Source organism: Bacteroides sp., assembly GCF_028690125.1.
GTDB lineage: Bacteria > Bacteroidota > Bacteroidia > Bacteroidales > Bacteroidaceae > Bacteroides.
In genome coordinates this window covers 32,042-55,263 of the sequence record NZ_JAQVBV010000004.1, presented here as the reverse complement: position 1 = coordinate 55,263, position 23,222 = coordinate 32,042, and the positions used below count along the sequence as shown (strand labels likewise).

General features: G+C 37.5%; 16 protein-coding genes. 2 read left to right on the top strand and 14 right to left on the bottom strand.

Annotated elements, in window-relative coordinates:
* Nucleotides 1-111 precede the first annotated feature (111 nt).
* The 9 genes from glmM to PHO71_RS03985 all read right to left on the bottom strand — a co-directional run bounded on the left by glmM (nucleotide 112) and on the right by PHO71_RS03985 (nucleotide 11,379).
* Nucleotides 112-1,500, bottom strand: a complete 1,389-nt coding sequence (gene glmM / locus PHO71_RS04025; protein ID WP_300199275.1) for a phosphoglucosamine mutase — start codon at nucleotides 1,498-1,500, stop codon at nucleotides 112-114.
* 34 nt (nucleotides 1,501-1,534) lie between these two features.
* The gene (locus PHO71_RS04020; RefSeq protein ID WP_300199272.1) at nucleotides 1,535-2,194 is read right to left on the bottom strand and encodes a DUF4827 domain-containing protein; all 660 of its coding nucleotides are present in this window, start codon (nucleotides 2,192-2,194) and stop codon (nucleotides 1,535-1,537) included.
* 155 nt (nucleotides 2,195-2,349) lie between these two features.
* On the bottom strand, nucleotides 2,350-3,321 hold the full coding sequence (locus tag PHO71_RS04015) for a hypothetical protein (protein WP_300199269.1): 972 nt from the start codon (nucleotides 3,319-3,321) through the stop codon (nucleotides 2,350-2,352).
* 858 nt (nucleotides 3,322-4,179) lie between these two features.
* A complete protein-coding gene (locus PHO71_RS04010) occupies nucleotides 4,180-5,217 on the bottom strand; it encodes a bifunctional oligoribonuclease/PAP phosphatase NrnA (RefSeq protein WP_300199267.1) in 1,038 nt (345 codons plus the stop codon).
* 45 nt (nucleotides 5,218-5,262) lie between these two features.
* Nucleotides 5,263-7,359, bottom strand: a complete 2,097-nt coding sequence (locus PHO71_RS04005; RefSeq protein ID WP_300199264.1) for a ComEC/Rec2 family competence protein — start codon at nucleotides 7,357-7,359, stop codon at nucleotides 5,263-5,265.
* 8 nt (nucleotides 7,360-7,367) lie between these two features.
* A complete protein-coding gene (gene rpe / locus PHO71_RS04000) occupies nucleotides 7,368-8,018 on the bottom strand; it encodes a ribulose-phosphate 3-epimerase (protein ID WP_300199579.1) in 651 nt (216 codons plus the stop codon).
* Nucleotides 8,019-8,046: 28 nt separating this feature from the next.
* The gene (gene fmt / locus PHO71_RS03995) at nucleotides 8,047-9,015 is read right to left on the bottom strand and encodes a methionyl-tRNA formyltransferase (protein ID WP_300199261.1); all 969 of its coding nucleotides are present in this window, start codon (nucleotides 9,013-9,015) and stop codon (nucleotides 8,047-8,049) included.
* A 6-nt stretch (nucleotides 9,016-9,021) separates the two neighbouring features.
* On the bottom strand, nucleotides 9,022-10,815 hold the full coding sequence (locus tag PHO71_RS03990) for a chloride channel protein (RefSeq protein WP_300199258.1): 1,794 nt from the start codon (nucleotides 10,813-10,815) through the stop codon (nucleotides 9,022-9,024).
* Nucleotides 10,816-11,379: an L-threonylcarbamoyladenylate synthase gene (locus tag PHO71_RS03985; protein ID WP_300199254.1), complete on the bottom strand. Its 564-nt coding sequence runs from the start codon at nucleotides 11,377-11,379 to the stop codon at nucleotides 10,816-10,818.
* 78 nt (nucleotides 11,380-11,457) lie between these two features.
* Here PHO71_RS03985 and PHO71_RS03980 point away from each other — a divergent pair, with 78 nt between their 5' ends.
* Entirely contained in the window at nucleotides 11,458-11,898 is a 441-nt protein-coding gene (locus PHO71_RS03980; RefSeq protein ID WP_300199251.1) for a thioesterase family protein, read from the top strand.
* Nucleotides 11,899-12,001: 103 nt separating this feature from the next.
* Entirely contained in the window at nucleotides 12,002-12,832 is an 831-nt protein-coding gene (locus tag PHO71_RS03975) for a hypothetical protein (protein ID WP_300199249.1), read from the top strand.
* Nucleotides 12,833-13,431: 599 nt separating this feature from the next.
* On the opposite strand, the gene PHO71_RS03970 is transcribed toward PHO71_RS03975, so the two are convergent.
* The 5 genes from PHO71_RS03970 to PHO71_RS03950 all read right to left on the bottom strand — a co-directional run bounded on the left by PHO71_RS03970 (nucleotide 13,432) and on the right by PHO71_RS03950 (nucleotide 23,124).
* Nucleotides 13,432-14,286: a phosphodiester glycosidase family protein gene (locus PHO71_RS03970; RefSeq protein WP_300199246.1), complete on the bottom strand. Its 855-nt coding sequence runs from the start codon at nucleotides 14,284-14,286 to the stop codon at nucleotides 13,432-13,434.
* Nucleotides 14,287-14,641: 355 nt separating this feature from the next.
* Complete coding sequence (locus tag PHO71_RS03965; RefSeq protein ID WP_300199242.1) at nucleotides 14,642-17,455, bottom strand: pitrilysin family protein; 2,814 nt, start codon at nucleotides 17,453-17,455, stop codon at nucleotides 14,642-14,644.
* Nucleotides 17,456-17,468: 13 nt separating this feature from the next.
* A complete protein-coding gene (locus tag PHO71_RS03960) occupies nucleotides 17,469-19,040 on the bottom strand; it encodes a DUF6850 family outer membrane beta-barrel protein (protein WP_300199240.1) in 1,572 nt (523 codons plus the stop codon).
* Between the two features lie 7 nt (nucleotides 19,041-19,047).
* On the bottom strand, nucleotides 19,048-20,298 hold the full coding sequence (locus PHO71_RS03955; protein ID WP_300199237.1) for a DUF4876 domain-containing protein: 1,251 nt from the start codon (nucleotides 20,296-20,298) through the stop codon (nucleotides 19,048-19,050).
* 30 nt (nucleotides 20,299-20,328) lie between these two features.
* On the bottom strand, nucleotides 20,329-23,124 hold the full coding sequence (locus PHO71_RS03950) for a TonB-dependent receptor (RefSeq protein ID WP_300199234.1): 2,796 nt from the start codon (nucleotides 23,122-23,124) through the stop codon (nucleotides 20,329-20,331).
* Nucleotides 23,125-23,222: the final 98 nt, after the last annotated feature.

Here is a 23,222-nt window from a genome sequence, read left to right as displayed (position 1 = left end):
TTTTTGGTTCTATTTATCGAAATAAAACATCCCTCAAAACAAAAAAGATAATGCCGCTATCCAATGATGGATAGCGGCATTATCTTTTATTTATTTTATTAGAATTGGCTTTTATTTCGCCAACTCATTAATCACATTCATGATCTGCTGACCAATCTCGTCTGCAGCTTCCATAGTAGAAGCCTCGCTATATACGCGGATTATAGGTTCTGTATTACTTTTACGCAAATGTACCCATTTATCAGCAAAATCAATCTTTACACCATCAATATCATTGATTTCTTCATTCTTATAGATTTCTTTCACTTTAGCAAGAATAGCATCTACATCAATTTCAGGTGTAAGGTCTACACGATTTTTAGCAATGAAATAAGGAGGATAAGTAGCACGAAGTTCACTTACCTTTTTACCTTCATGTGCAAGATGACTAAGGAACAGAGCAATACCTACCAAAGCATCACGTCCGTAATGACTTGCCGGATAAATGACTCCACCATTACCTTCTCCACCAATAATAGCATGGGTTTCTTTCATCTTCGTCACTACATTGACTTCACCTACAGCAGCAGCACTATACTCCATACCATATTTACGAGTTACATCACGCAAAGCACGTGTAGAACTCAAGTTAGAAACAGTATTACCGGGAGTATGTTTCAAAATATAATCGGCTACAGTAACTAATGTATATTCTTCACCATACATTACACCATTTTCACAAATCATAGCCAAACGATCCACATCAGGATCTACTACAAAAGCTACATCAGCTTTACCACCTTTCATAAGGTTCATGATGTCGCCTAAATTCTTTTCAAGTGGTTCCGGATTATGCTGAAAATTTCCAGTTGGCTCACAATAAAGTTTTTCTATATGCTTCACTCCTAAACGTTCGAGGAGTTCTGGAAGAATAATACCTCCTACGGAATTTACACAATCGATTGCTACACGGAAGTTTGCTTTTTTAATAGCCTCTACATCTACCAAATCAAGAGCCAAAACACTATCAATATGCTTTTGATTATAAGTCAAATCTTTCCGGTAAGATCCCAAATGATCTACGTCTGCATAGTCAAACTCTTCCGCTTCAGCAATACGAAGAACTTCATTGCCTTCTGCCGCATTCAAGAATTCACCATATTCATTAAGTAGTTTAAGTGCATTCCACTGTTTGGGATTATGAGAAGCTGTAAGGATGATACCACCACAAGCACCTTCCATTGTAACTGCCAATTCAGTAGTTGGAGTTGAAGCCAGATCGATGTCTACGACATCCCATCCCATTCCCATCAATGTACCAACCACTACGTTCTTCACCATTTCACCAGAAATACGGGCATCACGACCCACAACAATCTTGTTACTCTTCACTTTACAAGTCTTGCGAATCAAAGTAGCATATGCCGAAGTGAATTTTACTATGTCAAGCGGATTCAGTCCCTCTCCTGCTCCTCCACCGATAGTACCGCGGATTCCAGAGATAGATTTGATTAGAGTCATAATTTTAACTATAGATATTATTTATGTTAGTGTTCTAATTCAGTGCTTTACTGAATGACCAAATATCGTAATGATAAGGAACAACATAATTCGAACTTTGCAACGCAGCATGTCCCATCTTAGAAGGTACGATTAAACGAACATGAGCGTTATTGCGAACAAAAGGTAAAGCTAACAGCCAACCAGCTGGCACTGTCGAATCTCTCAACTGATTACGGGCAAAAAACATCCACATATAATCCATTTCTATAACAGCACCGTAAGTATAAGAACCTTGAACATTATAACGAAAGACCAAAGGATTTGAATAAATTAGAGGATCTTCATACCCAGGATAAAAAACATTCAAAGACTCAATAGAGTCGCCCATTATATTTCTTTCTATATAACGAACACAAATTTCGTTGTTACTAACAAATGTATCAATCTTATTTTCCTCAGAACCACGATCTACAATCTGCATATACACCCCATCAGAAAGAGCTACATATTCATTTCGATCTAAATTTGTGACTGTGTCATTCCTTTCAAATTCTTCTTGTGAAATAACATGAATTCCGTTATCTCTAATAAACCGACTTACCTCTCTTTTTTCGTCTTCCAACTGTTCTGCATATGTTTTAGAGTCATCACATGCCTGAAACAGTCCCCCGGCAGCCATCAAAGAGAGAAATAAATATACAAGTTTCTTCATTATCTGTTATTTAGCTATATTTGGCACAAATGTATCTCAAATCGAGGAATAAAACGAAAAGATAAGGTTAAAAGTTTGTAACTTTTAACCTTATCCTTATGCTTTTAACCTTCAAATTTCAATAATTAAAATTCCAATACTTTTTTGTAGTTTTACTATTGCCAAATTACTCCATTATTAGTAGGAACATAAAGTTTAGTTGATGGAACTCCCTCTAATTGTTGATAAACAGCACCTCTTATCTCTTGAATAAACCAACGATCATAAGACAATGGAGCTGACTGAACAGTTTTTAAGCAACACTCCACTGTACCTGAAACATATAATGGTTCAAGAACATAACTACCATCCTCAAACCATCTATCACTTTTTAACGAAGTTGCCTGAAAGCTCCCTCCTATTAATGTTGAATGAGAACCATTCGTAAAATAAACTTTACCAACCAAATCATGAGTATATCTCCTACCTGCATTTGATGCTACCCATTTCCCATTTGGAAGCCCTCGATAATCCATTCTCAAAGACAAATACAAAGATGCTATTTTCGAATCGAATCCACGTATTGTATGTGCACTTAATTCAGCAATATAACGATATCCCCATCCACCATATTCGAAATTTTGCAATATATGATTCCCCCTAAAATCACATCCATGATCGAATCTTGTTTGAGGGATATCTTCACCTACAGCTTTATATTCCGATTTTGCAAAAACTGGATATGTTCCTTCAGACTTATCAAATTGAGAATTTCCATCAATAGATACAACCAATAAATCACCATTATTATACCAAATGACAGAATCACCAATTTGGAATTTTAAATCTTCATTAAAAAAGGTTTTAAAGGCTCTTGGACCTTCTATCAGCACAGAATCACCTTTTTCTTCCAAATTCACTATTGAAACAAAGTTTTGACTTTCTATCCATTTATCCTGTTCTTCTGGAGTCATTTGGGCCAGTTTATTATACGTTTTAAAAAACTCATTTGAACTACTAAAAACAGCTCTCGAATGCTCGATAGGGAGTTGTGTGTCATCAACATCCGTAAACTCACTTTGTGTACATGCCGCAAAGCCTAAAACCACGCTTATTAAAAAGCAACATTTAAACATAATTGTGTTCATAATAAAAATAATTTAATGAATAAAAGTATATTCTCTTCGGCCAAAGATTTTTCACACTCACATTGACAAATAGCAATAACCATTTTTTTTATCATATAAATCAATACGAAAAATTTAATGAATGATACTTATCACTGTATAAAACAGCGGCAATATAATATAAATAAAATAAATAATCAAACAAACAGAAAACTTTTCATTATTTTTCTTTTAAATATATTGCTACTGTTTTTTCATAATGAACCTTCATTCTAATTATCGTCTAAAAGAAACGCCTAAAAAAATACAAAAATTATTTGAATATTGCACAAGAGACATCTCAAAGACACAGAAAAGTGAAATGAAAAAATCTATCTTTTTACTGCTTTTTAGATTGTAAAAGAGGCTTTTTTATTATTTATCGACAGATTGATTGAAATGAATAAACAGTTTCTTTATATTCAATCTTCTATATCATTAAATCAATCTATAACAATTTTTCTTTCAACGACTTCAATTTTTCCTTCAATCATAAAGACATTTGAAAATAAACACTAAAAAAATAATAAAGAACATTGTTTATCTGATCATTTGAAATATTTTTCCATTTTGTCACATTTTCATATATTCAGATGTAAAATAACAAATTTTACTTATTTACATTTTAAAATAAATTCTATTCATACATATAGTTTTGAATTATTCAAAATAAAATGATTTATCATAAATAACTAGATTATAAACAGAGAGACAAAAGTATAACAATAACAAAATACATTTTTTTGATCATCTGCTTCGATAAAGTTCGATATATATTAAAAGCCGCCCTGACTCTCCATGTGAAGAGTCAGGGCGGCTTTAAGGAAAATATTCTTATTTTTAATCTTTAGCCGTAAGCAAAAACTTATATTTTTCAAGTGCTTTCTCGAAAACAACTTTTGCTTCATCAATTGTTCCGTAGAACTCACCTCCGGATGCATTCAAATGACCTCCTCCATTAAAGAATTCAGCAGCAACTTGATTACAGGGGAAAGTACCTACCGAACGGAGAGATATTTTAACCATTGGTCTCTCAGTATCTTCACGCAAGAAACAAGTGAAACATACATTTTTAATAGACAAAGGAATATTAACAAAGCCTTCACTATCACCTTTTATATAATCAAATTTATTCTGTTCATCTTTTGTCAAAGAGATCAATGCAGCATTACAATCCGAATATACTACCATATTTGACAATACATATCCCATCAAACGTAAGCGGCTTTCAGAATAAGTATTGTACACTTTGCGATAAATATCATCCTTATCAATATCTTTGGATAAGAGTTCACTGATAATAAAATAAATTTCGCGATTATTGGAGTTATAGGTAAAACCACCGGTATCAGTCATCATACCAGTATAGATACATTCAGCTCCTTCCTTGGAGATATCGCTAAAATAACCCATGCGGCAAATAAGACGAAACACCAATTCGGAAGTAGAAGAAACCTTAGGATAGGATATTATAATCTTACAAAAATCTTCAGGATAAAGATGATGATCTATCAAGACTTTACGCGCCGGAGATGCAGCAACGGCATCTGCCATATCTTCAATCCGCTTTAAGGCATTAAAATCGAGACAACAGATTATATCTGCTTCCGCAATTAATTTATCTGCAAAATCTTTATAACGATCATATAAAAGTATGTCTTTACTGCCTGGCATCCATTTTAGAAAATCAGGGAAAGCATTGGGAACAATTACATTCACGGTCTTATCTTGAGAATCCAGAAAGTGATAAAGTCCTAATGATGAACCAATAGCATCTCCATCGGGAGAAACATGAGACACAATTACTATTTTATCAGCCCGTTCAAACCATTTCGTAAAATGGTCAATCTTAGTCTGTTCAATTACTTTAGTTAGCATACTATATTTTTTTTTGAGTTGCAAATGTACGATAAATCTTCGTACTTAGAGCAAAAAGCGGACAGAACCTTCTTCAGATAAAGAGATATAACGAAGACCTAATTGGCGGCATTCCTTCTGGAGAAGCTGCTTTCGAGAATCAGAAAAAGAAGCATCCAAAACGATACATGACGGAGAAAATACGCGGGTAAGTTCATCCATATGTCCTCCGTAGCCTTTACACAAATAAAGATAATGAATAAATAACGGCGAAACAACAAATTTGTTTCGCCAACGGTTGTCTGTTATCATACCGATCCTGCATCCATGATAGGATAAGATTTGCTGATGACAAGAAAAACTGCTACTTTGAAAATCTGTTTTAACCTCCACAGGAGGTAAAAGTTGAATTTGTTTCCAATAATTAGCTGCAACACGCTGCAAGCTTTTTTTATCAGCTTGCCGATCAGCATAGGTAAGCCAGGAATGCCCGTCTTTCTCGATACAATGTACTGCCGGACAGCCTCGAACATTATAAAAGACAAGGCTACGTTGTGGATAATTCACCCAATTCATGATAGAATGCCCCGCTCCTAACAGGAATAAAAAGGATAAGCAAATCCATAAAACTTTTAATCGGCGCTGCGCAATATAGTATAATAACAATATAAGGAATATATAAAAACCTGCAACTTCCCATTGATAAAGCCATATACCATCAATAGATGAAAAAGGCAATTGTTCCACCCAGCGAACAAATGTATTTAGCGTCTCCAGAAGTAACCTGCACCCCATAGCTACTAAAGACCGGAGCCAGAAAAACGGGGTCAGAAAAAGCATAAAAACAGCCATATACATTATGATAGTCACCAAAGGAATCACAACCAGATTAGTCAATAGAAAATGAGTAGAAAAACGAGAAAAATAGAACATTATAAGGGGAGCCGTTCCTAACTGTGCCGCTACAGAAACCGTCATTAGCCCCCAAATATGTTTTCCAAGCCAACTTTTTACAGGTAACAATTGATATAAAGGTTTCTGAAGTAGCAAAATGGATGCTACAGCAAGAAACGAAAGTTGAAAACCTACATCAAACAGCCAAACCGGCTTAAATAATAACATAAGCCATGCTACTGCTGCTAGGGTATTTAAGGATATGGTCTTACGGCTGAATACCTCCGCCACTGCCAACATTGAAAACATACTGGCGGAACGAACGACAGATGGTGACAATCCTGTGAAAAAAGCAAAGGACCATAATAATATAAGGAGAAGAGCAGAACGTAAATATCTACCTGTAAAGCCTCCCTTCACTTCCAGCAATCTTAAAAAGTAGGAGAATAAAACATATAAAAGTCCTATATGCAAACCTGATAATGCCAAAACATGACTTGCACCGGAGACTGAATAACTTTCACGAATAGATTCACTTAATTCAGTCTTATCTCCGACTGTCAATGCTGAGAGTACAGCCAATTCATCTCCTTTAAAGCCTAGTTTCCGATACAGTGTTAGTAACCTATCCCGATAAGAATCAGCCATAAAACGAATCGAAGGTACAGTAGTAACAGACAATTCTTTCCACTTCCCGGAAGCAACATATCCGGTACCACTAATCCCTTTATACATTAAATAACGGGGATAATCAAATTCACCAAAATTTTTCCCGTTTACCGCAGCAGAGATGCGTGAGGAAACTAACAATTGATCTCCAACTTGTAAAAGCGTCACTGATGAATCTTGTTCCATATAAAGAATAGCCTTCCGCTTGACCGGAGATATAGTGACCGAATCACGACATTCTTCCAAAAAGACCTGACAGAGATAGGATCGTTCTTTTAACTCAGGCACGTCTATTAATCGTACCCGATAAATGGTTTCTTGATCAGGGTACTCATAAACAGACTGTTGCAATTGTCCTGTTATTCCAATCCAGCCTCCCATAAAACAAAGAGCAGAAACCGAAATTCCAAAACACCAGCGTAGGGAATGACGTTGCAAAAAATAAAAAGTCACAGACAAACCTGCTAAAAAACAAAAGAGAAGGATGCTCCAAAGAAGTACCGATGTATTGTCGAAAAACCTATCTCCACAAAAAACGCCTGCTATCCATGGGATAATCAGGCGTATATAAGGATACTGATGTAAATAGTAATTATTCAATGAATAAGTTATAATTCATGCAACTTCTGAATCATCTGTACCGGATCGGATGCTCCAAACACTGCATTGCCAGCTACTAACGCATCTGCTCCTGCTTCCACCAAACGTGCTCCTGTCTCCAAGTTCACTCCTCCATCGACTTCAATCAATGCTTTCGAACCTGTGCGTCTAATCAAAGCTTTAAGTTCACGAACCTTCTCTACAGAGTGCTCTATAAATTTTTGTCCGCCAAATCCGGGATTCACACTCATGATTAAAACCATATAAACATCCCGGATAATATCCTGCAACAGAGCTACAGGAGTTGCCGGATTGATGGTTACAGCCGGCTGCATTCCTGCTTCCCTAATCTGCTGAATTACCCTGTGTAAATGAGGGCAAGCTTCATAATGAACATTCATCGTATGAGCACCCAATGCTTTTACTTCCGGTATGAATTTTTCCGGACTAACAATCATCAAATGCACATCTAAAGGCTTATTCGTTAATTCAGCCACATATTTCAATACCGGAAAGCCAAACGAAATATTAGGAACAAACACTCCATCCATAATATCAATATGCACCCACTCCGCTTCACTGCGGTTTATCATTTCAATATCTCTTGCCAAATATCCAAAATCAGCGGAAAGAATGGAAGGAGCAATAATAGGTTTCATCATTTATCTATTTTAGGTTAGTAAAAGATTAATTCATTCGAAATTCTTCTGTAAGGTTGAATCCACGAAGAAGCTCATCTGTTTTAAGATGTTTCTTACCCGGAAGCTGTAAAGAAAGAATGGAAATAAATCCATCAGGTACAGCTACTCTGATATATTTTTTTCCATCTGTAGCAATGGTTCCTGGAATCAGTTCATGCGTTTCATACACTTTCTCACTCTCAAAAACTTTCACTATTATTACTTCCCCTTTAGAATCTACCAATTCAGTCCATGAAGCAGGATAAGGAGAGAGTCCACGGATAAAATCATAAACTTTCTTCACCGGTTGATTCCAATCGATCCGGCAAGTCTCTTTAAAGATTTTCGGAGCCGGACGAAGCTCACCTATCACAGCCATTTCTTCCTGAGGAATTGGTTTCACTATACCATTTAAAATGGCATCTACCGTTTCAACGACCAGCCTTCCGCCCAACATCATCAATTTGTCATGTACCACTTCCACATTATCTGTATCTGCAATTGGCACTCGTACTTGCTGAATTACTTCTCCGGTGTCTATTTCATGCTTCAGGAAAAAAGTAGTAATTCCTGTCTCTATATCTCCATTGATTACCGCCCAATTGATAGGTGCTGCCCCCCGATATTGAGGAAGCAGAGAAGCATGAAGATTAAACGTACCTAACCGGGGCATATTCCACACCACCTCTGGCAACATACGAAATGCCACCACGATCTGCAAATCAGCTTTCCAATCGCGAAGAGCCTGTACAAAAGCTTCATCCTTCAGTCTCTCCGGTTGCAACAAAGGCAGATTATGTTCCAATGCATATTGCTTCACTGGCGAATACTGTATTTTATGTCCACGCCCTGAGGGTTTATCAGGCATAGTTATCACACCTACTACATTATAGCCACCTTCTACCAACTGGCGCAAGGCCTCCACTGCAAAATCGGGAGTACCCATATATACAATTCTTAAATCTTCTTTCTTCATTTTCTTCTAGTCTTCTGAAAAATGCACCAATACCTGACGATATGAATTAAATATCTTCGATTTAGAAACAAAGCCTTCATAATGTCCTTCTTCATCTACTACAGGCAGATTCCATGCTTTCGTATCATCAAAGGTCTGCATAACTTGCTCCATTCCATCGGTATTGAATATCTTTGCCGGAGCAGACGTCATCAATTTACTAACGGTAAAACGATGATAAAGTTCTTGACGAAACATGATGTTACGGATGTCGTCCAACAATACTAATCCCAATAACTCACCTGTTTTTTTATCTGTTACCGGAAAAACATTTCGATGGGAAGCAGCAATTGCTTTCACAAGTTCTCCCAGATCCATTTCCGGATGAACTACAACAAAATCTGTTTCTACCACATTCTCCATCTTCATTAAAGTCAATACGGCTTTATCCTTATGATGTGTTAGCAATTGCCCTTTCTTGGCAAGACGCATGGAGTAAATACTATGCGGTTCAAAAACAATAATCGTAAGGTAGGAACTGACTGAGACAATCATCAATGGAAGAAACAAATCATACCCTCCGGTCAATTCAGCTATCAGAAATACCCCTGTCAGTGGAGCGTGCATTACACCGCTCATCACTCCTGCCATTCCCATTAAAGCAAAATTCTTTTCGGGCAGATAAGCCGAAAAATCAAACTCATTGCTAAAGTGAGAGAATACAAACCCGGCAATACATCCCAGATAAAGCGAAGGTGCAAAAATACCTCCACAGCCACCTGCACCATTTGTTGCGCTGGAAGCGAACACTTTAAGCAAAATAATCAGTAAAAGATATACCAACAGCAAGTTACCATAACCATAGAACATGGAGTTGTTCATAACCGTATCCCATTCAAGTGCTGTTGTTCCATTCAGCAAAAGCTCAATTGTATCATAACCTTCACCATAAAGAGGCGGGAAAAGGAAAATCAATACACTCAGCATCACACCGCCGAAAGCTAGTTTCTTATACGGATTCTTGAGTTTCCCGAAAACTCCTTCTACCGAATTCATTGCACGAGTGAAATAGAGCGAAACAAGACCACAGAATATACCTAATAAAATAACAAAAGGAATACGTTCCAACTCAAATGCCTGATCGAGATGAAACTTAAACATAGCCTCTGTTCCGGTGACAATATAAGATACAGTTGCCGCTGTTACTGCTGAAATCAGCAAAGGAAGCAATGAAGACATGGTCAAGTCAATCATCAATACTTCCAACGTAAACACCAATCCTGCAATCGGAGCTTTAAAGATGCCGGCAATTGCACCTGCTGCACCGCAACCCACAAGCAACATCAGCGTACGATGTTCCATCTTAAAGACACTTCCCAAATTCGAGCCGATGGCCGAACCCGTCAATACAATTGGCGCCTCTGCTCCGACCGATCCACCGAATCCAATGGTGATGGCACTGGCAATGGTAGACGACCAGATATTATGTCTTTTAATACGTCCTTGCCTACGGGAAATGGCATATAGAATTTTAGTTACTCCATGACTAATATCATCTTTTACTATATTCCGCACAAACAAACCCGCTAAAAAAATTCCGACTACCGGATATACCAAATAAAGGTAATTTGCTTCTGTTGCGTTAAAGTTATCTGTAAGAAAGTTTTGTATTTTATGAATCAGGAATTTCAATATCAAAGCTGCCGTCGCCGTAAAAATACCAACAAGAAAACTTAGTATCAAGATAAATTGCTTTTCCTTAATATTTTTCTCCCGCCATTTGATACAACGTTGCAACAAACTTATTTTTTCTTTCTCCATTTATTCACGAATTATCTTAATCACCCCTCCTTTTTCCAGTTTAATAATACTAGAAGGTTTTGGTCGGCTCATATCATCCTGACGATAACCCACAATATAGTCTACAGCAGATTTTATTTCATCACTTATTTCATTAAAATTAGCAGCTCCGGGTTGTCCGCTTACATTGGCAGATGTAGATACTATTGCTTTACGGAACTGCCGGCAAAGACGTTTGGAGAAATCTTCATTTGTCACCCGGATACCGACGCTTCCGTCTTCGGCAAGTAGGTTCGAAGCGAGGTTACGTGCACCAGAATAAATAATAGTAAGTGGCTTTTCCGCCACTTCAATCAAGTCCCACGCCACCTCCGGAACATCCTGCACATAAAAATCCACTTTCACAGAAGTATCTACCAGTACTAACATTGCTTTGCTGTCGGCACGTTTTTTTATATCATACACCCGGCGTACGGCCTCTTCATTAGTAGCATCGCAGCCTATACCCCATACGGTATCGGTGGGATAAAGGATAACCCCCCCTTCATTCATCACCTGACAGGCTTTTTTAATATCTTCTATCATTTCTTGATTAATTTCTGTTGAGAATAACATGCAAAAATACTACTTTTGCTCCGAATTCAAAAAGATTAAGTGAAAACTATGGAAGAAATTATATTTCACCACTCATTGCCTATCCAATTACGCTTTAATGACGTAGACAAATTCGGTCACGTCAATAACACCGTTTATTTCTCTTTCTATGATTTGGGAAAAACTGAATACTTCGCTTATGTATGTCCGGGTGTCGATTGGGAAAAAATGGGAATTGTGGTGGTACATATTGAGGCAAACTTTGTCAAACAGATTTTCGGATCGGATCACATAGCAGTGCAAACAGCCGTTTCTGAAATCGGGACTAAAAGTTTTCATTTGATTCAACGGGTTATTGATACAGAAACCCAAGAAATAAAATGTGTCTGCAAGTCTGTAATGGTAACTTTCAATCTGGAAAAGCATGAATCCATGCCACTTACGGAAGAATGGATTGAGGCCATCTGCAGATATGAAGGAAGGGATTTACGGAAGAAAAACGGAAAATGATTACAAAAAGAATTACAACGACAACTATTTTTTCTAAAAAGTAATGTAAATACTAAAAATATAGTATATTTGTTTATTAAATAATCCCTTAATAGACAAAGTTATGAGAAAGATAACAATACTCACCGCCATTCTTCTTATATCATGTTTTTCGGTAGTTCATTCCCAAACTTATAACTATACCGAAACTGAATTAGAACAAAAATGTGACTCTATTCTTCAGGAAGGTAACCTCCTATATCGATATGAAAAAGCCGCATGGATATTTTCGGATATGTACATGAATAAACCAGAGATTATGGGGAATGCCGCCACCTATTTAACTTATGAGAAAGGAGATTCTATCAAATGTATCCTGATCGACAAAGAAAAGAAATGTAATTTCGAAGTATCCTTCGTCGAGACATCAACTCCTTGCTTAGTACGTCACATATATCGAGATTTATCCAATTATGAAAACAATCTACTCGAAACCAGAACAAAGATTCTTAGAAATTTAGTCGATAATAAATATGACTTAGTCACATATGATGGATATAGTTTGAATTGGATATTACTTCCTTTTGAAGAAGGGTACAAATTTTATGCTATAAATGGAACTCAGAAAGCAGGGGAAGTTCCTATTGGAAACGATTACCTGTTCATCACCAACAAAGAGGGAGAAATACAGTCCTGGAAGAAATTCCACTCCAGACTTATCCCAATTGACAAAGGTGAACCTGGTGGAAAACATATCCACTCACACCTGAGACAAGAACCGTTCATATCAGCAACAGATATTTGTACATTCAAGTTATACCAAAATCAAGTGGGACTTACAAGTTTTGGAGTGTACTCACCAAGCCTTGATACTTTTTTTGTATATCAACTCGAAACAAATTCTATAACAATATCAAAAGATCCCAACGATTTACAAAAACACATACAACAATAATTAGTCGTCCTTAAAAAACTAATATTGCACTTAGTAAAATAAATACTAGTGACCTTAGCATATAGACAAAGCCCAACTAATATTTTTTCTAAGGTGTACTTCTCGCTTCACGTATGTAGACCATTCGGATGATGTACATAATCCGAAAGGATTACATACGTGGGGCGATGGGGCCATGTACATAAAACGATCTATATCACTACAAAGAGATATTAACTAAAACTTTAAAACAACTAAACAAACGGGTTATTTCCTTTAAATAAAAGGATATTATGCAATTTTATATGATGCTTTTAAACTGAAATCATAAGCATCATATTTTTCTATTTATCTTTAAATGAGGTATAAACATTCAATAAGAAGAAATGAAGATAACACAAACCTGAGAAAAGGAAAGCGTAAAAACGTTGAGTATAGTAGAACAACAAAGTGACAATAAAATCAGATAATTTTCTATTATCACTCTATTGTCACTAGCTATTATCACCAATTCATCACTGATTATGAAACATTTAGCTTAACAAAGTGATAAGTGACAATAAAATGAGTGTTTTTTATAGACTAGAGTATATTCCACAGATAACATCTCAATCAAAATATTATTCATATACATAAAGGAAATTAGCCACTTTACGTTCTCCTTCATGGTCAAACTTTCCATTATCACATGGATAATTCACGATTCCATTATCCGATGCTCCTGATAACCATAAAGTGGTAGACCCTCCACCGTCCAGATTAATCGCATCTTTAGCACCTAAAACCTTAAGCAAATGAGCCAATTCCGGGATATTCATTCCTTCTGCAAGTCCCTCGAAGCGTCCATCAACCGTTACAAATAAAATTTTTCCTTCTTTTGTAATGCAAACGGCACTACGGGGATGCTTTGTATTAATGAAGTCCGAATTGCACATACTCCAGTTATAATATGTTCCATCTTTCAACATCAGAGGTCCGGAAGCCAAAACCATTCCTTTTTGTCCTTTATACATTTTTTCAACCACTCTGTTCCAAGGGATTAGTTTTAATTTACCTTTCTTAATATAGACTGCTCCCGTCACCCGAAGTTTAAATTCACTTAATGTAGTAGTATCTGCCAACTGGCAATCTGTTTTCAGGAAACACACAGAATTTCCTTCCTTCATATTGAAATAAGAACCATTAACTGCCGCAATTGCCTGATAGTTAGCAGCACTAAAACTAATTTTATCCATTTTTTCATTCACAGCTATACCTACTTTCTTCCCTGTTTCCGGATTTATTTCTAGCAAATTAATGGATTGAACACCCTGATAAAGAGAAAGGACAACAACACGTTTATGCACAATTCCTTTTTGAGTTTCAACAATTTGCCAGGGAGCAGTGACAATAGCTATAGAATCTGCTTTCGTCTGAGCATTAACAACACTAATTAAAAAGACAAGCAAAATAGAAAAAGCAAAATAACGTTTCATATTCATCAGCTAAATTATAGTTTTGCATACTACTAAAAAGTAGATGCAAAGATAATCTCTATCTGTATATACAGCAAATATTTATTCAATAGAAAAAAGCACCTATCATCTTAAAAGATCCACTTATATCTATTAATGAGAACAAAAATCGCAAAATAAACTATTATTTTCATTCAGACTCACCATCTAAAATATAAATTACCCTATATATATTACCTATTAACCAATCGTCCTTTAAATATTAGTTTAATGAATATTGATAGACTTTTTCGTTCAGGCGATAAAAACACAAAAGTCAGGACGCCTATTCACCGCCCTGACTTCTTTAATTTTTTAAAAGATTATTTCCTTACCATTATTCCTCAGGTAACAATACAAACTTCATAACTGTTGAAGTATCAATACAGTCTGCCCCTGCCTGCTGAATATTATCAGGATTCAAAGCCTCTATCTGTTCTCTCTGTATAGACTCTGAATCTATTTTCTCTTGGTTACGATATGCATGGAATATATCTAATAACCAAGTAGCATTTAACTTCAAGTCAGACTCAAGTGCCATTCTCTTTTTTTGTTTCACACGCTCTACTTCTTCCTGTGTAGGTCCATCCGCTATCAGCTTATTTATTTCAAGTATTGCTCTGTCGCATAATTTTTCATAAGCTTCCATATTGGTACCAAAAGCTAGATTTAACTTAGCATAATCATCATGTAGTTTGCTCAGTGAACCGGAAACACGAACACCATAAACACCACTCATCTCAATTCGCATACTTTCGTATAAACGGCTGTTGAGAATATCTATAAATGAATTATAGCAGAACTCCGTATTCTTGTTCCAAGGAACTTTCTTTGCAAATCGAAGATTAACATTTACTTTATTATCTTTTCCTTTATGAAACACATATTCCTTCGGTCCAACCGGAGTAACAAAATTCTGCTCTACAAACGAAGATTTGGTAGAGGCATTCGCAGGAAGTCCGCCTAAATAAGTTAGTACAAAAGGTTTTAAAGATTCTAAATCAACATTTCCTACAAATATATAGGTAAAACCTGCCGCATTACCAAAGCGGCTCTTATAGATTTCTACAGCCTTCTCAAAATTCGCCCTATCTAAATTGTCAGAAGTAGGCCAAAGAAGACGCCGGCTATTTCCGTTACTCATGATTTTGTCTATCTCATACCCAAAGAATTGATCCGGGTTATCCAATAAATGAGCATATTCTGTACGTTCTTTTTGCATTACACGTTTAAAGGCTGCTTTATCGAAGTAGGGAGCCGTATGATATAAATATACTAATTGAAAAAAGTCCTTTATATCCTGAGTTCCAAACTTGCCGGACATTGATTCGTTATAGAGAACTAATGATTGAGTGATCGAAACATCCTTGCCGGCCATTAATCGTCTTAATTGAATGTTATTTATTCCATTCACACCACTTTCGTCCTGTGTGCGTGTAGCATATAAAGCTGACATATCTTCTGCTGCATCAAACATACTATATCCGCCATCAGATGTAGCGCGAAAAAGAATCTGGTTATTTTTAAAGTCAGTAGGTTTAATTACTACCTTTACTCCATTCGACAAAGTCCATTCGGTAATATTGGTATCAGAGAAATATTTTTCAGCAACTAATGTTCCTGCTTCAGGGGTGAAATTCATTAATTCATTCACTATTTCCCCTTCATCATAAGGTTTAATATTCCTATGAGGAGCGTCTTCTAAAATAGCTCGTAGTTCATCATCAGCAGGATAGTGATTTCTATCTTGCGGACCGGTAATGACTATTGTCCTGTTTTTCTTAGTCATATATTCCGAGGCTAATTTATTCATCATATCCACACTTACTGCAGGAAGTGCATTCAACAGAAAATGATATTCAAAATCAATCCCCGGCATTGGAATTCCTGACAGATAATTCACTTGACACTCATCAGCATATAGGTCAGAGGCTGTTTTATCACGTTCCTCATACCATCTATAATATTTTGCCAACAGTTTTTTCTTAGCTCTATCCAGCTCTGTTGCACTAAATCCATATCGACTGATCCGTTCGTTTTCATCGGCCAGTGCCGTTAGTGTTGCGGTTACTTTATCGGGTGCGCAACGTGCATAACACGAATAGGTATCTACATCTCTAAAGTAATTGGAATATCCTATTTCAGCTTCTGAGAAAGGAACCTTACCTTGCTCTGTTTGTTCAGACAAACGGGCATCTACCATTGAGGAGTATAAAGAATGGCAAATGTTTTTTAAATACTCCTTCTGAGTAACTATCGGTCGGGGTTTATGCTTATATGAAATTTCCACAGAACATCCACTCGTCTCTTTATCGGTGGCCACTACTACTCGCAGGTCTTTATGGTCGGGTACATAATGGCGTGTACGTTTCTCCACTTTTGAAGGCATTGCATAAGCTGCAAATTTCTCTTTGATGGATTTTTCTACAGTATCAGGGTCTATGTCTCCTATCACAATAATAGCAGTAAGATCTGGGCGATGCCATTTTTTATAAAAATTACGCAGTACATCATAGGGGAAGTTTGCAATGACTTCTTCTTTACCTATCGGCAATCGTTTGGGATAATCCGAACCTTTAAACAAAACCGGCAGATATTGTTCTCTTATGCGGATAGAGGCTCCTTTTCCCAATCGTAGCTCTTCAATAATAACTCCACGTTCACGGTCAATTGCCTTCTCAGTCAGAGCCAGATTCATAGCCCATTCTTGTAAGACATGAAGCCCCAGATCAAGTTGTTCAACGGGGATTGGCAGGTAATATACTGTTTCTTCAAAAAAAGTAGCGGCATTGAGTTCACGTCCTAAATGTACGCCAATGCCTTCTAGCTTATTCACCAGTTCGGTTCCCGGAAAAGAACTGGTTCCGGTGAACGACATATGTTCCAGAAAGTGACTAAGTCCTTGCTCTTCGTCCGTTTCAAGAATAGATCCGGCATTAAACACTAATCGCAATTCTGCCTTCTGAGCAGGTACGGCATTGCGACGAATGTAGTAAGTCATTCCGTTATCTAGTTTGCCCACCTTTACATTCTCGTCTAAAGGTATCTTTTGCGACGGGCGATAAAGATAGTTTTCATTCTCTTGTCCGACGATAATAGTCGGAGATAGCAGCATCAATCCTAATGACAGTACTGGTATTTTTATGTTCATAGATTTTGTTTTATTAGAAAATATAGCCAAAACGAGCCCATACATTATTTCTCTGTAAATGGTGCTGGGCTTGTAAACTTTGATATCCGACTCTTAGATAAAGCGTACCTGACTTGGTAAGTTGGTGGCTGAACGTCACATCTCCGCCTAGTGTATAATAGCTACTCCACAAGATATCCCGATCCGGATATATTAATCCCCGGGCAATGGTCTGATCAGTTGTTTCCCGCTCTGTATAGTTGAAAGACTTGTCCGAAGGTGAATGATAACCACCATTCACATGTATAAGAAGTGAGTTGTTTCCTTTCAGAGCAATATTATGTGTCGCACCCGCTTCCATATGGCAGGAGGCATATTTCAAATAAGAATCCATCACTTTGTAGGTATCCGAATAAGTCTCATATCTTGCTTCCAGGTCAAATCTCCATAAATAATCATCTTTCTCTTTCGAGCGATTATTTCCAAATAAGAATAATGAATAAGAACCCTTCGCAGCCGTCTGCTTATTTACCGACCGGCGAGGAGCTTCGGAGTCTGTCTGCCAGGCATTCACTATTGGAGAAGAGTTAAATATCTGGATAATTTCGCGTCCGGATCTCTCTTGCCAGAAATAAGAAGCACCAATTAAATGTTTAGCTCTTTCACTATAGATGTTTATATGTGTGCCGGCTGTATATTGCGTTTCATAAAGGCGCCCCCGTTCACGTGGCTTATTGCTTTCTATATCCATCGCATCTTCTGTATAGTTAGCATAATCTACATATATATCCATAGAAGTATGTTCCTTATTCACCCCGAAGGTCAAACCATACCCCAAACCGTCACCTTGATACTTACGTTCACGTTCATTATTACTGAATATGTCATACACATACTGTCCCATTCCTTTCAGCATATAGATTTTCTGAGGTTCGCTGGTGTTATACAAGATTATGTTTGAGTTCTCGCGAAATCTGCGATAACGTACATAAGCTCCCAAAGAGAAATCATTTTGTTTCAATGTGACAGAGGGAGCTACTGAAATGCTATTCACATTGGATTGAGGTCTTGGATCTATTTTTTTTGATCCGCGATCAACGTTCAACTGCAAATCCAGCCCTATTGAGATAAGATCATAAAAAAATGGTGATGCTCCTTTGGCCCACAAAGCATATGATTGTTTTTGCCAATTCCCCCCTGTACTGTCGGCTAAAATATAAGGTGTACCTCTATAAGGGTCGATAATAGAATTGAACCGGACGTTTTTATTGTAACTTTGCTCAAGAGCAAAACCGCCGGCTATTCTGTACTCACCCATTTTAAGTGCACCCTCAGCGGAAAACAGGTAATCTGTGGCTGAAGAGGATTGTTGCGGACGATGAAAAGTCCCATCTTTATAATTAATGCCTACGTAGATATTAGAATAACTTTTCCATTGTCCCAACGCCAAAGCTGAGGCGTCCGAACGGTCGAGCGCAAATTCTTCACGTTGATATAAGTCCAATTTAGCTATACTTTCCCCTTTGTTGTCTTCCGTCTGGGCAGAAATCCCGGCAGAGCCCAACAGCAACAAGCCTATTAGTAGATTATATTTTATATTCTTCATGACGCACTTATTTGGATAAAGGAACTTCGTTAATTTCAAAGTCATCTGTTGAGTTATTCGTATCTTGATAGATGGTAACTCCATTCTCTACACTCTTCACTTTTCTTATCACACTACGGCCCGTATAAACACCGTCTGTAGTGGCATATCCGCTGTCCAATGTAGGAGGAAAGCGTTTAGTATTGGTAGATGTGGCATTTTGAATCAAGTCTACCGCATCAATAACATACTTCAATGGTACTTTCTTACATAGCCAATACTCTTCATCTTCAAAAGGATCCTGAAAGGTTTCCGGCAAAGTAACAGTCTCAAGACTTTCAACTTCATCGCTAGAGGCAGAAACAAGCACCATCCCTTGACCAAAGACGCTAATACGCCATAAGTAACCATAATCCGGCCAGAAAATTAATCGCATATTGGTAGCATCATAGTCAGTATATTTATTAGCAGGATCATTGCTATAAGCTTCATAATCAGCTTTAGATAAGTCTACCGGAGAATTCAGATTGAATTGTCCGTCTTTATTGTGAGGCGCAGCCATCACTGCAACCACAATACTTTCACCACCATTCAACATAACAGCCTCATCACTTGCTACGACTTTCCACAGTGTACGGATATATACATTCCGATAATTACCTTGTTCCTCATTGGGCCATAATGGTCCCGGAGAGTTCATAGTTCCATAATGTTCTACATTACCGATATAAAGATTGTTCAGAAGAACCGGCTGAGTGGAATTATTATAGATGGAGTAAAAGCCATCATTCCGGTAAGTTCCCGAAGACGGTGTACGCGATCCACAATAATACAATTCTTTAAATATCAGCGTACTTGACAAAGAGGATACCAGCTTCAGGTCATTTAGTTGCGGGACTTCATTCATTCTGAGATTCACGTTCGACAGGAAAGCCACCAAATTGGCTGCTTTCGCTTCTTCCTCACCGGTTATTTGTGCTACTTCGTCGGCTGATAAAGCACCGGTTGCATTGATGGTATATTCACCGGGCAAAAGCTTTTCTAATGTCAGTTTACCCCATTTATCGGTTTGTTTTGTATAGCTTATTTGTTCACTATTATTAGTTAGTGTTACAATAAGAGGCTGAGAATAAGGAGTCTCTGTACCGAAAATGCCATAAGATAAATGGATCTCAAAAGTTTTCACATAAGGAGATTCGCTTGCTGTGTCTTCTTTGCAAGCTGTGCACATCAGTACAGTCAGACAAAGAAAAAGAAGCCTGTTTATATATTCTTTCATATTTGACATTTGTTAGTTAGCATTATAGGATTAAAATTTCAGCCAGACTTCCGCGCCGAAGAATTGCTCCGGGTTACGGGTCTTATAAGTACCCGGAGATCGTCTGCTTTCTTCTAAAGGAGTATACATAAATAGATTATTGACAAAGAATGCAAAACCGCCAAAACGCTTTAATTCTTTGGTCAAGCGTAAATTGAACAGCCACAATGGTGAATATCTATCAACGATTTCACGATTCTCCAGTATTTGTTTCTGCCAGTCGGGGTTAATTGCATCACCCGGTTGAAGCATATGCATAGAAAGGTCTTTGGCTGATATATATCCGATAGGTGTCTTATTTTCTATTCCCAAATAGCTTTGCGAATCATGCCAAATGGTTTGTATGGACAAGGATATCAAAAAACTGATCTTAGGTATATTGTGAATGATGCGCAGATTGGTGGAGAAACGTTTATATTCAGTACCATCACCGGCTTCATAAATACCTATATCCTTGTAGTTTCCGTCGGCATCAGGATTTTTTTGATAGAAAGAATAAGCTGTGGAATAGCTACGACTACGCATCCAGGCTCCATTGAATACAAACTGGGTACGAAGGGCAGCAATCTGCCCCGAACTGAAATCAAACTCAATACCCTGATTCTTATTCACTTTGTCGTTCATCGGAGTGTTGTATCCCAGAATAACATTAGAGGTCTTATCAGTAACTATTTCAGGATAGGTTCCGGGACGATTGCTCAAAGTTTTATATTTTACTAATTCAAATTGATGAAATGTATCAAGGGTCCGCCCAAAGGTATATCCATTTTTAAGTACTTCATTATAACCGGTTACGGAAAGGCTTGTTTGTCCAAAACGAAAATCCGCACCGATCTCGCTCTTCGTATTCTTAGCAATTTTTAGTTTCTGGCTGACTGTATCATATACTTTAGTCGTAATGACACTAAGCTTTTGGTCATCCACAACCCCTGTTGCACCTAAATTGTCGTAATTCACGTAATCAAAATAAGCCTTGTCCGGATATAGAAACATCAATGGAGGAGCCTTGGCTGTAATCCCCCAGCCACCCTTCAAAGTCATTATTTCCGGAATTATTTCATAAGAGACATTGAATCGAGGGGAAATTATTGTCCTGTTTTCTTTGTGTCCGGGTTGAATCGCATCTGCTCTCACACCCAATTGCAACATAAAATCACGACCCGCAATTTCTGCTGTAACGTTATCTTCTACATAAACAGACAATTGATTTAATGCAGGAATATCACTATAAGGTCTCATTCTTAAACCACTTGATGGAGGCATCAAAGGATCAAAGACTTTACCTTTTCCAAAATTAACATCCATTTTCCAGTCAGTACCTGCCACAATTCTATTCTTAACACTACCTATTTCTTTATAGAAGTTGGCAGACAGTTTCGTGAAAACATTCAGTGGGTTGCCATATGTAGTCATCTTTGTTAAAAACTCATAGGGAAGTATGTTAGTTAGTGAAGTAGGGTCCAGCTTACTGGCATTGGTGATTTGCTGACCATTTGCATCAAAAATATCTTCTTTCCGGTTGGAAGTAATTGTACCATCTTGCATAGCAGATGTTACCATATAACCAAAGTTTCCCTGAATTTCCTGGTTATAACCTTTTTGCCGGGCATAGTTGGCAGACACATTCAGTTTGATGAATTTAAAGAAATCGCTAGTCTGGTTCCAGATGATATTGGTATTAAACTTAAAGCCTAAATTTTCAGCACGACGTTCACGTTGGTATCGGGCATCCGAAGGATCCAACTTGGTTGCATCCAAATCGGAATAGAAACCAAAACCAGTAGTAGTATAAAAATTCTCTCCAAAGGTTTTGCTGTATAGCAGATTGGAAGTAAACCTCTGGAAACCTTGATAGGGACGACGTTCGTCACTTAAAGACTTGGCATAGTCGAAATCTACGCTTAGATTACCTCCTTTTTTGCCTATTTTGAATCCTTTACCAATGGATGCTTGTGTCAGGGTAGGATTAATTTTCATCTTCACCTGAAAAGGGTACACACCGGCTTTCGGATTGACAATGATTACACCCGAAGTCATATCGCCATATTCTACGGAAGGAATCCCTCGTATAACATCCACAGACTCTATATTATCCACAGATATTTCACGCAAATCCAGTCCTGTACCTGCAGAAGAGGTGAAACCAGTATTCAGTGTACCTTCTTTAGCAGTATTCCCAATCTGGAGATTAGCATTGTTTGAAAGGGGAGCGCCATTAAATACGATAGAGGTACCCATACTATTCAAAGGATCATTTTGGATTTGTCTGAGTGTAGCTCGTGATGGCGAGTTTAGTGTCGGATTAGAAGCAAGATGACCGGGCAGCAGTTCTAAGATATCGCCCAAGCTGGTAGCTTGCAAGTGATCAATGGCTGAACGTGAAATGGAGGAAGAAGTAGCAGCACCCGTTTTGTTGTTAGTAGCCACCACAGTAACCTCTTTCAATGAAAAGTTTTCTTCATACATCTCGTACTTCTTGACTTTACCCTGTTGGTCTGCCACAATAAGCTCTTCCGTGATAGGCAACATACCCACGTAACGAATATTTATAGTAGTCTTTCCTACCGGCACATCACGAAGGAGGAAGAAACCATCTAAATCAGTAGTGGCAAATATGCTATATTGAGGCAAACTGATAACTGCTCCAGGCAATGCCTCTTTCGTTCTGATATCCAATATCTGTCCTTTGTAATTGACCTTTTGCGTTTTCTTCTGCGCATAAGCATTGGGGGTGGATAAAAGAAGGATAATGATTAATATGGGAATAACCCGTAGATGATGAATCATAAAGTGTATTTTATTCAATGCTGAACATATTCTTTGGAAAGATTAGAAAGAAACAACAACCGAACAAGGGAGGATATGCCCTCATTCGGTTGGTATAT